We start from the raw sequence: 10002 nt of genomic DNA on the forward strand, positions 1-10002 counted from the left end.
TTGCAAGATTGAACCCGTCGCTTTCGATCGCGTTGCCAGGACATGCCGCGACGCAAGGCCGCGACCGGCAAGTCGTACATGGCGATTCGCCCGGCACCCGCCGGGTCGGCTCGAAGTCGGTGTCGGCAAGCACGGCCACACGGTAGGCGAACCATGTTCCCCAGCATTCGTTGATACCGACCATGAATGGCGAGGCGAAATGCCAGCCGGCGCGTTCGCCGAGCGACTGCAAGCCGATCAGCCGTTCGCCGGGATAGACAATCTCGTAACGCCGTCCACTCGCCTGCGCGGCCAGCCATCGCCTGACCTCGCGCACGCTGAAGTCGTCGATCGGGTCGGCGGACTGCCCCCCCTCGCGTTGAATCGTCTGCCACAACGCACGGCCGCCGTTGCCGATGAGGATCAGTTGCGAGTAGCTGCGCGCCGGGTCGCATTCATTGTGCAATGCGTCGCGCAACGCATCGGGCAGCTGGTCGAGCGCGAACACGGCGTGCAGGTTCAGGCCGACGGCGTCGAGTGCAGAAAAATCAGCTTCGGGCATGGCGGCTCCGTTTCTTGAGGGACACTGAACCTGAAAAACCCGGTTCTTCACCGCAAAGGCGCAAAGATCGCAAAGGTTCGCAACGAAAATCAAAGCGCTACGCGAACAGCACCGATCTTTCATCTTGACCCACAGGGTGAATGGTCAAGTACGATCAAGCGGTTGTTTCCTTTGCGATCTTCGCGCCTTTGCAGTGAGGTTTTCAGGATGAACGTTCTTTCGCTTTGCCTGTCATGTCAATCCATCGCCACGCGGCCACAGTACAATCGGCACCCCGCGACTCGCCGAACGGGCGAGACTCCCAACCGGAAAACACGAAACGAGAGAACTGCATGGAATGTAAAGTCAAATGGATCGAAGGCGGGATGTCGTTCCTTGCCGAAACTGGTAGCAACCACGCGGTGCTCATGGATGGCGCGCCGGAGGCCGGCGGTCGCAACCTGGCGCCGCGGCCGATGGAACTGCTGCTGGCCGGGACGGGCGGCTGCACGGCCTTTGACGTCGTCGCCATCCTCAAGAAGGGACGGCACGCGGTGACCGGCTGCGAAGTCAACCTCACCGCCGAACGCGCGGACACCGATCCGAAGGTGTTCACGCACATCCACTTCCACTTCCGCGTCACCGGCAAGGGGCTGAAGCCGGAAGTCGTCACGCGCGCGATCAACCTGTCGAAGGAAAAGTACTGCTCGGCGTCGATCATGCTCGGCGAGACGGCCAAGATCACGCACGACTTCGAGATCGTCGAAGCCGCGTAACCGCAACACGGAACCGATCGGGAGAACCCATCGCCCGATCAGTTCTCGCCCAGATCCACCTGCGCCATCTCGCGCAGCAGATAACGCACGAGATCGAGGCTGTTCCGGCTCGCCTGCGGCAGGAAGGCCTCAAAGTTGGTCGCCGCGTCTTCGTCGGCGCGATCCGAGATGGTGCGCGCGACGAGGAAAGGCACGCGGTTGACGCTGCACACGAGCGCCACGCTGGCGCCTTCCATCTCCACCCCGTCGCCCTCCAGCTCTTCGGTCAGATAGGCGTGGCTATTCATCTCGCGATAGGTGATGAACTGGTCGCCGGTACAGATCCGCCCTTGATGCAGGCGGCCGTTGGCCGGCTGGAACCCGGCCGCCAGTTCGAGCAGAACCGGATGTGCCGGCATGAAGCGGTAGTCGGAAAACGGCACTTGCCCGCGCGGCAGGTTCAGGGCGACCGACTCCAGATCGTGCTGGACCAGATCGCAGGCGAGCAGCGTGTCGCCGATCTCGATGTGCGGCCGCAGGCTACCGGCCAGCCCGGTGAAGATGACGGCTTGCGGCTGCCAGCGTTCGATCAGGTGCTGCGTCACCATCGACGACATCACCTTGCCGACACCGCTCTTGCTGACCAGCACCTCCTGCCCTTCAAGCTGCCCGTGATGCTGGGTGAAGCCGTTCCAGTGAATCTCCTGACGATCTTCAAGCCGGGACAGGAACTCATCGATTTCGCTGTCCATGGCGCCGAGAATAATGATCATGCGGTGTTCCCAACGGAAAAAGACTGATCGACCAACGCGATCAAAGCCGCTATTAGTGATCGCGAACGCACCCGAGGTCAAGGCCGTGCCGCCTGTAACCGGACAACGTTACCAGCGCCGCAACGCGCGATGCCATGCGCTTATTGATCCGGTGCGGTCATGCTTGAAGTCCGTTCGCCCTGAGCTTGTCGAAGGGGGCGGGCTTCGACAGGCTCCGCCCGAACGGGAGTCGAGACTTCTTCGTGCCGGATCAATAGCACCGGCCAAACCTGCAACAATGCCTAAAAACCATTACTTAAGTAATTGAATACACGGAATATGCGTAGTAGTATCCCTTGCATATATCGGTCCGGGGATTCATCACCAGTGCCCCGCTGGTACTCGGTCGCGTTGCCTGATGAGCGGCCCAGCCTTCCGATATCCGTCGTTGCGAAGGCCAAGAAGAGGGAAGTAGAGGCGTTGATGCGTAATCTACCCGAGCCGATCGTCCATGCCATTGAGTCAGGCAGGATTCCCTCACCGCCGCAAATCCTTCTGCGTTTGATGCATCTGGTCGACGACGACCGTTCGACGATGACCGAACTGGCCGCGCTGGTCGGGCACGATGCCGGACTGGCCGCGCGAGTTCTCACCGCCGCGAACTCGCCGGCGCTGCGCCGTGGCCGCGAACTGAACAGTCTCGACAATTGCCTGGTCGCGCTCGGCACGCGCCTGGTCCGTTCGATTGCCACCTGCCTGTCGATCCAGCAGCTGTTCGATCGCAGCGCCGGTTCCGCAACGCCCGATCTTGCGGCCTTCTGGGGGCACTCGCTGATGGTCGCCGAGCTCTCGCGCAACCTCGCGGCGGCGATCGATTACCCGCGGCCGGAAGAAGTCTATCTCGCCGGCTTGCTGCACGACGTCGGCGAACTGATCCTGCTCTCCGCCATCGGCGAACCCTACGCCGATCTTCTCGCAGGCAGCCACGACGAACCTTCGCTCTGCGCCCATGAGATCGAGCAATTCGGCGTGCATCACGGCGAGGTCGGAACGTGGCTCACCGACAAATGGAAGCTCGACACGATCTTTGCCGACGGCATCCTCTTTCATCACGCCACGCCCGAGGAAATCGTCACCGCGACGACCTTGCCGCAGATTGTCTGGCTGGCGCATGCGCTTTCGGCAAACGAACAGGTTTCGGACGAACTGCTGGCGCTCGAGCAGACGATGTTCGGCCACGGCGAGCGGGAAGACCTGGCGACGCTGCGTGACGAGGCCGAGCAGCGAACGCGCATGATCGGCGAAGCGCTCAATCTCCGACTGCCGGTCAAACTCACCGCGCTCCGCATCTGGGATGGTCCCACGATACCGCCCAGGCGTACCTCCGAAGCCGATGGCGCCGAGTCCGCGATCGTCGAAATGCTGGGCGGCATGGCGTTGCTGCAACCCTTGCAACAGGACCTGTTCGCCCTCGAAAGCGACGCCGAGATCCTCCTGTCGCTCAGGGAATCGGCGCGCATCCTGTTCGACCTGCCACGCACCGGCTTTTTGCTGGCCGACGCGGGCGATGGCAAATTATCCGGCAAGAACATCGGCGGCCAGCCGGTGATCTTCCGCCAGGTCGAGATTCCGCTTGAAGAGCAGCGCTCGCTGGCCGCCGCAGCAGCCGTTCGCCAGGAGATCTGCAGCTCTTTCGCCGACCCGATCATCGGGCGAAATTCACTGATCGACCTGCAATTCGCACGCGCCTTTTCGAGCGAAGGACTACTTTGCATCCCCATGGTCGCGCGCCGCCGCACCGTCGGCGTCATCGTCAGCGGCCTGAGCGCCAACCAGTATGGACGCCTCGCCCGCCGCCTGCCGTGGTTGCTCAACTTCGGCAAGATCGCAGCGCTCAGCCTTGAAGCTCTGCGCGAGGCCAAGAGCTATCGCCGCCAGGCTGATCAGGAAGCGGCCAGTCGCTTCACCCGCCAGGCGCGGCGCGTCGTGCATGAAGCCGCGAATCCGCTTGGAATCATCAAGAGCTACCTGAAGATCCTCGACCGTAAAATCCCGGACGAGACCGGGGTGCGCCAGGAGTTGGAGATTCTGGCGGAAGAAATCGACCGCGTCGCCAGCATCGTACACCGCATGAGCGAAATCCCCGGGGACCAGACTCCGGGCGCCATCGACCCGGGCGACCTGATCCGCGAACTTCTGCTGCTTTACGGCGACACGCTGTTCAAGAGCAAGGGAATTCACATCGAGACGGACCTCCCGGAATTTGCCCTGAAGGTCACCTGCGAACGTGACAGCCTCAAGCAGATGTTGCTGAACCTCTGGAAGAACGCCTCGGAAGCATTGAGCGCAGGGGATCAGCTGACGATCTCCGTGACCGACCACGTGATCCACAACGGCCAGACCTTCATCCAGATCTGCATGCACGACAACGGCCCCGGCATGTCGGAGAACGCCATGCGCGCGATCCACCTTCCGGCCGACGCTGCCGGCGCCGGCGCGCGCGGCATGGGCTTGCCCATCGTCGGCGAACTGGCCCGCCAACAGGGAATCGAGGTGATTTGCCTCAGCCAGAAAGAAAAAGGAACCTGCATCGCCCTGCTTTTTCCGAAAACCGACATCGCAGAATCGGGGACGTCGAGAAAAGGCGGACAGTCATCTGCGCAAAGGGAAACGTCAGGAAAATGAACATGATCTTTGGCGGCGAGGCCATGGTACCCAGTGCCACAACGATGGCGCCGCAGCGCATCCTGATCGTCGACGACGAGCCCCGGTTCCGTCGCGCCTATCGGTCCCTGCTCAGCGGCAACGGCAGGATCATCGAAGAGAGCGGCACCGGCCGGGACGCCATCCTGCGCCTCGATCAACGCGACATCGATGTCGTCGTTCTCGACCTGATGCTGCCCGACATCGGCGGCGTCGAGATCATGGAGTGGATGGAGCGCAACCGGATCGCCACCTCGGTGATCGTGTTCAGCGCCGACGAATCGATCGACTCCGCGATCCATGCGCTGCGGCGCGGCGCCTTCGAGTTCATCCGCAAACATTGCGATCCGGACGACCTGATCCAGGCCGTCGAGCGCGCACTGCACCGTCGGCGGATGGAAGCCGAACACGCGTTCATGACGACGCAGCTTGAGCAGTCGGAGCGCCTGCACCGCTTCCTGGTCGAGCAGTCACCGGACCTGATCTACACCGTCGACAGCCGGGGACATTTTGTCTTCGTCAATCCGCGCGTCGAAACGCTGCTCGGCTTCAAGCCCGAAGAACTCATCGATCAGCACTACTCGGTCATCGTCCACGAAGACGACATGGAGCGGGCGCATTACGCCTTCAACGAACGGCGCATCGGCGAGCGTGCGACGATCAATTTTGAAGTCCGGCTGAAGAACAAGCAGCAGGGCACACGCCATTTCGACAATCGCATGGTCGTCGCGATTCTCAGTTCGCAGGGTGTCTACGCGCAGGACACTGCCCCCGCCCACCGCTTCATCGGCACGTCGGGCGTGGCGCGCGACATCACCGACCGCAAGCGCGCCGAAGAGACGATTGCCTTCCAGGCCTTCCACGATCTCCTGACCGAACTGCCCAATCGGACGCTCTTCATGGACCGCCTGCAGCTGGCGGTGACGCAGGCCAGACGCCGGAACCAGCGCATCGGCGTCATGTTCCTCGACATCGACCGCTTCAAGCTGATCAACGACACCTACGGCCACCAGGAAGGCGACATCCTGTTGAAGGAATTCGCGCAGCGCGTCCGTGATTGCCTGCGTTCCGGTGACACGCTGGCGCGTCAGGGGGGCGACGAGTTCACGGTGCTGCTGCCCGACATCAACACGCCGGACGACGTCTTCGTCATCGCCAGGAAGATCATGAGCGAGTTGCGCCGGCCGTTCTCGGTCGGCGCACGTGACTTCGTCGCGACGGCGAGCATCGGCATCGCGATCTACCCGGAGGATGGCGAGGCATCGAACATCCTGATCCGCAATGCCGACATCGCCATGTATCAAGCCAAGGCACAGGGAAAGAACGGTTTCCTGCAGTTCAAACCGTCGATGAACACCGCGCACGTCGAGCGCATCTCGCTGGAAAACGATCTGCGCCTGGCGCTCAAGGAGGGCTCGCAGTTCGAGCTGCACTTCCAGCCGCAGGTCTGCGTCTCGCGCGGCCGCGTCGTCGGTATCGAGGCATTGATCCGCTGGCATCACCCCGAACACGGGCTCATTCCTTCGGACGAGTTCATCTCGCTCGCCGAGGAAACCGGGATGATCGTCACGATCAGCGACTGGGTCTTGCAGGCGGGCTGCGTCCAGCTCAAAAAACTGCGCCAGCAGGGCCATATTGACCTGAAACTGGGAATCAACATTTCGCCCGCCGAATTCGAGCGCGACGACCTCGTCGAACGCATCATCGCGCCGCTCGACCAGCACGCAATTCCGCACGACGCGATCGAGATCGAGATCACCGAGCATCTGCTGATGAAAGACGCCGAAAGCGTCATTGCCAAGGTCCGGCTACTGCGCAATGCCGGTCTGCTGGTCGCCATCGACGACTTCGGCACGCGCTATTCGTCGCTCAACTATCTCCGGCGCTTCTCCGTCAGCCGCATCAAGATCGACCAGTCGTTCGTGCGCGACCTGCGCGCCAGCGACGACTCGACGGCGATCATCCAGGCCATTCTCGGAATTGCCAAGAGCTTCAACCTGAACATCCTGGCCGAAGGCGTCGAGACGGAAATGCAGCGGCAAACGCTTAGCCGGCTCGGTTGCGACGAAATGCAGGGCTATCTGTTCAGCCGTCCGCTATCCGCCGCCGCGCTCGACGCTTTTCTCTCCGGCTTCGCGCTGAATACGGGACACAAGAGCAGCGAACCACCATTTGCTCACGAGGTCGGATGAAACGCGGGCCTGATGTGCGCGGCGTCCACCTGCCCAACGTAAACTGCGGACCAGTCAGCTGAACCGCATTGGCCGCTCCGACGCAAGCGTCACGCGGTTGCGCCCGAGGCGCTTGGAGAGGTACAGGGCATTGTCGACGCGCGAGACAAAATCGTTCGCCGACTCCCCCGCGCAGTAGCGGGCAATACCGAACGATACGGTGATCTGCGCAATCTCCTGCTGATTGTCGGAGCGGCGAATCCGGCTGCGTTCGATCGTCGAACGGAGGTTTTCCGCAAGCGCCTGCGCGCCATCGATACGGGTATCCGGAAGAAGCACGACGAACTCCTCGCCGCCGAAAAGCGCCGCCGTAGATGTCACACCGAAGAACGCCTCACCGCTCCCGTCCGCTGTCGTAAAGCGTCTTCTGCACCGGCGAGAGCAGATATTCCATCACCGTTCGCTGTCCCTGATGAATCTCCGCCACAGCCTGCATTCCCGGAACCAGTTTGAAGCTTCTCCCTTGCGCATCGAGAGCCTCGGCCTTGAGCGCGATCAGCGCCTTGTAGGCGAGTTGCTTCGTCTGTCTTTCGGTACCTGGCTCTTGAGATGACGGTTTTCCGTCCTCCGTGGCATCCGGACCGACATGGATGACCTCGCCGTCGATCATCCCGTACTTCTGGAAAGAACCGGCCATGTGTCGGTTTTTTTTCATCTGGTTACGGCAGGTAGCGGCGCGAACGGTGCGCATGGACGAAAAAAACCCGGCACTAGGCCGGGCAAAAGCCCCCCAATGGAACTTGGGTTCGGTCAGACTTCGACGCGAAGTTTTGCCTTCGCAGCCAAGGCCGGGTCATAGAAGCTTGTCTGCACGCTGTTGATAGCCTTGTCATACGTCGCCGGAAGTTCGCCAAGGGCTAGGCTAGTCGGCGCGTTCCGGGGCCGGGGCGTCCGGGGCGATGTCCGGGCCGTAGCGATGCGTGTAGCCGACATCGGCCAGCCAGCCGAGTGCTTCCCGTTCGAGGTGGTCTTCGGTCATGCCTCGCTATCCATAGATGGTTTTGCGTTTAAGCACTTAATTCATTGATTTATTGGGAAGTGCTAGCGCACCATAAGAAAGAATCGGCTTTGCGTTTAAGCATCTCCTACGCCCAGAACGGCAAATACCGGGCGCAATAACCGAAGGGCATTGCGCCGGTTCAAGCCGCGTGCGCAAATGAGATTTGCGCACCCTACCGGGCTCGATGGCTTGACGGAACTGAAAATCTGTACCGGCTACAAGTTCAATGGCAAGGTGATCGATCTTCTGCCAATGGGGTCGGATGAAGTTGCCGGCTGCGAGCCGATTCTTGAAACGATGGCAGGGCGGGAAGATTCTACGATTGGTGCGACGTCGCTGGATCAGCTTCCCCAAGCTGCGCGGGCATATCTGGCACGAATCGAGGTGTTGTGCGAAGTGCCGATCGACATTGTCTCGACCGGACCGGAGCGGGACGAGACGATTCTCCGCAAGCACCCGTTTAACGGATAAGTCGAAATTCCAGCCACTGAGCTTCACGCATCGTGTCGTGTGCTATCCAACGAAAAGAAAATGCCGCTAGAGTGACCTGGCGGTATTTTCCTTGGCCGGATGAGGCTAAAACGTGGTGTTCCCTGTTTGTTCCAGACCGCCGGATGCGGGACCGAACGTCCGGTGGTGTGAGAGGGACGGGGGTGAACCCGTCCCCTACTCGATTATTTCAGGCTGACTTCAAACGGACTTGCGGCGACGCATGGCGCCCAAACCGAGCAGGCCAAGACCCGTCAGTGCAAGGGAAGCAGGCTCGGGTATCGACTGAGCAAGCGTCGTCTCATGTTGCGCAATATTAAAGGAGTAAGTTTTGCCTGCAAGTAAGGAAACATTTGAAAAGGCACTGAAACGACCACTGCATGTAATCGGGGCCAGTGGGGAATTTTCATATGCGCTTGCATTATCGGAAAGAGTACAGTCCTCCTTCACCACATTTAAACCAGTCTGCGTTCCAGTGAGAACGTTCCCGTCGGGAATCCAGTCGATCAAAGTAGTAGTGCCTTCTTTCAGGGTTATTTCCCACTTGAAATCCGCACCCGCAGAAGTTCCAAACGCAGAACCGAGCGACGTCCACGCCAGAAGTTGAGTTACTGCGTCGAATGATATACCGATCGATCCAACATCTTGCGCTAGCGTAAACTGCAATGTTGACAGAAGCTGCGTGTTAGAGCCTGAGCTTCCTATTGCATCTCCCATCAATACGGTTTCACCAATGGTAGTGGCATCGACGCCAATCGGAATTCCAACCGAAACCCCCCCGTCCAACACATTAATCGGTTGATCTTTAAGAATCGAATCCGATCGAGAGTAAACAGCGGTCGGTGGCGGGGTGGCTGGAACAAAATTATTCTCTCCGATCGAACCGCATGTGCTTCCAACACATGCCATGGCGGCATCCGTCACCGCAACGAAAGCACCCGTACTTGCTTGGTTGAAGCTCGAAACTCCATTAAGCGTGGCATTATTCTGCAGAGTGTCAGTAAAACTAATGGCCTGAATGTCGCCCGCAGGACCAGTTGCGCCACCTGGAAGCTCGTATGTCAGCGGCCTGCCGCTTGCGTCGGTGAAGGTGAAATTGCTTATGGAAATCAGCGAGGTAGCAATCGCAGTGGCAGATGCTTGACTAGCGTAAGCCATACCAAGAGCTGCCAGCGTAGTTGCAATGACGGAATTTCTTAGTTGAATTGATTTCGATTTCATTGGGTAGCTCCTTAATCTGGTAACGATCGCTGAGTAAATCAGCTTGCTCTTGCTAAAGCTATATTCATGCCATATCGTTCTAAGTTAATTCAACGTATTGAATTAAAACAAATAATTTCATGAAGCGATTTTTAAGTTTGGCTCTGCAAGTGTGGGAGTGTAAAAAAAGTCGACTGAGAAATTTGGGGTCCATAGCAACGACGACACCCTGACGGCCGAAGACATGGCGCTGGGCTACAAACAGCAGCAGCGCGTGGAAGAAGCCTGGCGGACGATGAAGAGCGGACTGAAGATGCGCCCGGTGTTCCACTGGGCGCCGCATCGCATTCAC

Annotated in this window: 8 protein-coding genes and 1 pseudogene; 4 read left to right on the forward strand and 5 right to left on the reverse strand. The window is 59.8% G+C overall.

Features of this window, described 5'->3' with window-relative positions:
* Positions 1-541 (reverse strand): hypothetical protein (locus tag KBA32_RS14430; RefSeq protein WP_294360250.1); only part of this gene is annotated, 541 nt, incomplete at its 3' end.
* A 332-nt stretch (positions 542-873) separates the two neighbouring features.
* On the opposite strand from KBA32_RS14430, the gene KBA32_RS14435 reads away from it, so the two are divergent.
* Positions 874-1296: an OsmC family protein gene (locus KBA32_RS14435; RefSeq protein WP_294360252.1), complete on the forward strand. Its 423-nt coding sequence runs from the start codon at positions 874-876 to the stop codon at positions 1294-1296.
* Positions 1297-1334: 38 nt separating this feature from the next.
* Here the strand turns inward: KBA32_RS14435 and KBA32_RS14440 are convergent, their stop codons facing one another.
* The gene (locus KBA32_RS14440; RefSeq protein ID WP_294360255.1) at positions 1335-2048 is read right to left on the reverse strand and encodes a 5'-methylthioadenosine/adenosylhomocysteine nucleosidase; all 714 of its coding nucleotides are present in this window, start codon (positions 2046-2048) and stop codon (positions 1335-1337) included.
* Between the two features lie 462 nt (positions 2049-2510).
* On the opposite strand from KBA32_RS14440, the gene KBA32_RS14445 reads away from it, so the two are divergent.
* Together KBA32_RS14445 and KBA32_RS14450 are read left to right on the forward strand one after the other, a co-directional pair.
* Positions 2511-4712 (forward strand): HDOD domain-containing protein, encoded by a 2202-nt coding sequence (locus KBA32_RS14445; RefSeq protein ID WP_294360257.1) that lies wholly within the window; start codon positions 2511-2513, stop codon positions 4710-4712.
* Positions 4709-6922 carry an EAL domain-containing protein gene (locus KBA32_RS14450; RefSeq protein ID WP_294360260.1) on the forward strand — a complete coding sequence of 738 codons (2214 nt, stop codon included), beginning with the start codon at positions 4709-4711 and terminating at the stop codon, positions 6920-6922. Before KBA32_RS14445 ends, KBA32_RS14450 begins: the two co-directional genes overlap by 4 nt.
* 54 nt (positions 6923-6976) lie before the next feature.
* Here KBA32_RS14450 and KBA32_RS14455 read toward each other — a convergent pair whose 3' ends face one another.
* Entirely contained in the window at positions 6977-7282 is a 306-nt protein-coding gene (locus tag KBA32_RS14455) for a GGDEF domain-containing protein (protein ID WP_294360263.1), read from the reverse strand.
* 13 nt (positions 7283-7295) lie between these two features.
* Positions 7296-7652, reverse strand: a complete 357-nt coding sequence (locus tag KBA32_RS14460; RefSeq protein ID WP_294360267.1) for a hypothetical protein — start codon at positions 7650-7652, stop codon at positions 7296-7298.
* A 489-nt stretch (positions 7653-8141) separates the two neighbouring features.
* On the opposite strand from KBA32_RS14460, the pseudogene KBA32_RS14465 reads away from it, so the two are divergent.
* Positions 8142-8432 (forward strand): annotated as a pseudogene (locus KBA32_RS14465) (adenylosuccinate synthetase); the annotation flags it as partial.
* A gap of 219 nt (positions 8433-8651) precedes the next feature.
* On the opposite strand, the gene KBA32_RS14470 reads toward KBA32_RS14465, so the two are convergent.
* Positions 8652-9671, reverse strand: coding sequence for an EDSAP-1 family PEP-CTERM protein (locus KBA32_RS14470; protein ID WP_294360271.1), 1020 nt, complete (start codon positions 9669-9671; stop codon positions 8652-8654).
* Positions 9672-10002: the final 331 nt, after the last annotated feature.

The organism is Propionivibrio sp. (assembly GCF_017995515.1).
Classification (GTDB): domain Bacteria; phylum Pseudomonadota; class Gammaproteobacteria; order Burkholderiales; family Rhodocyclaceae; genus Propionivibrio.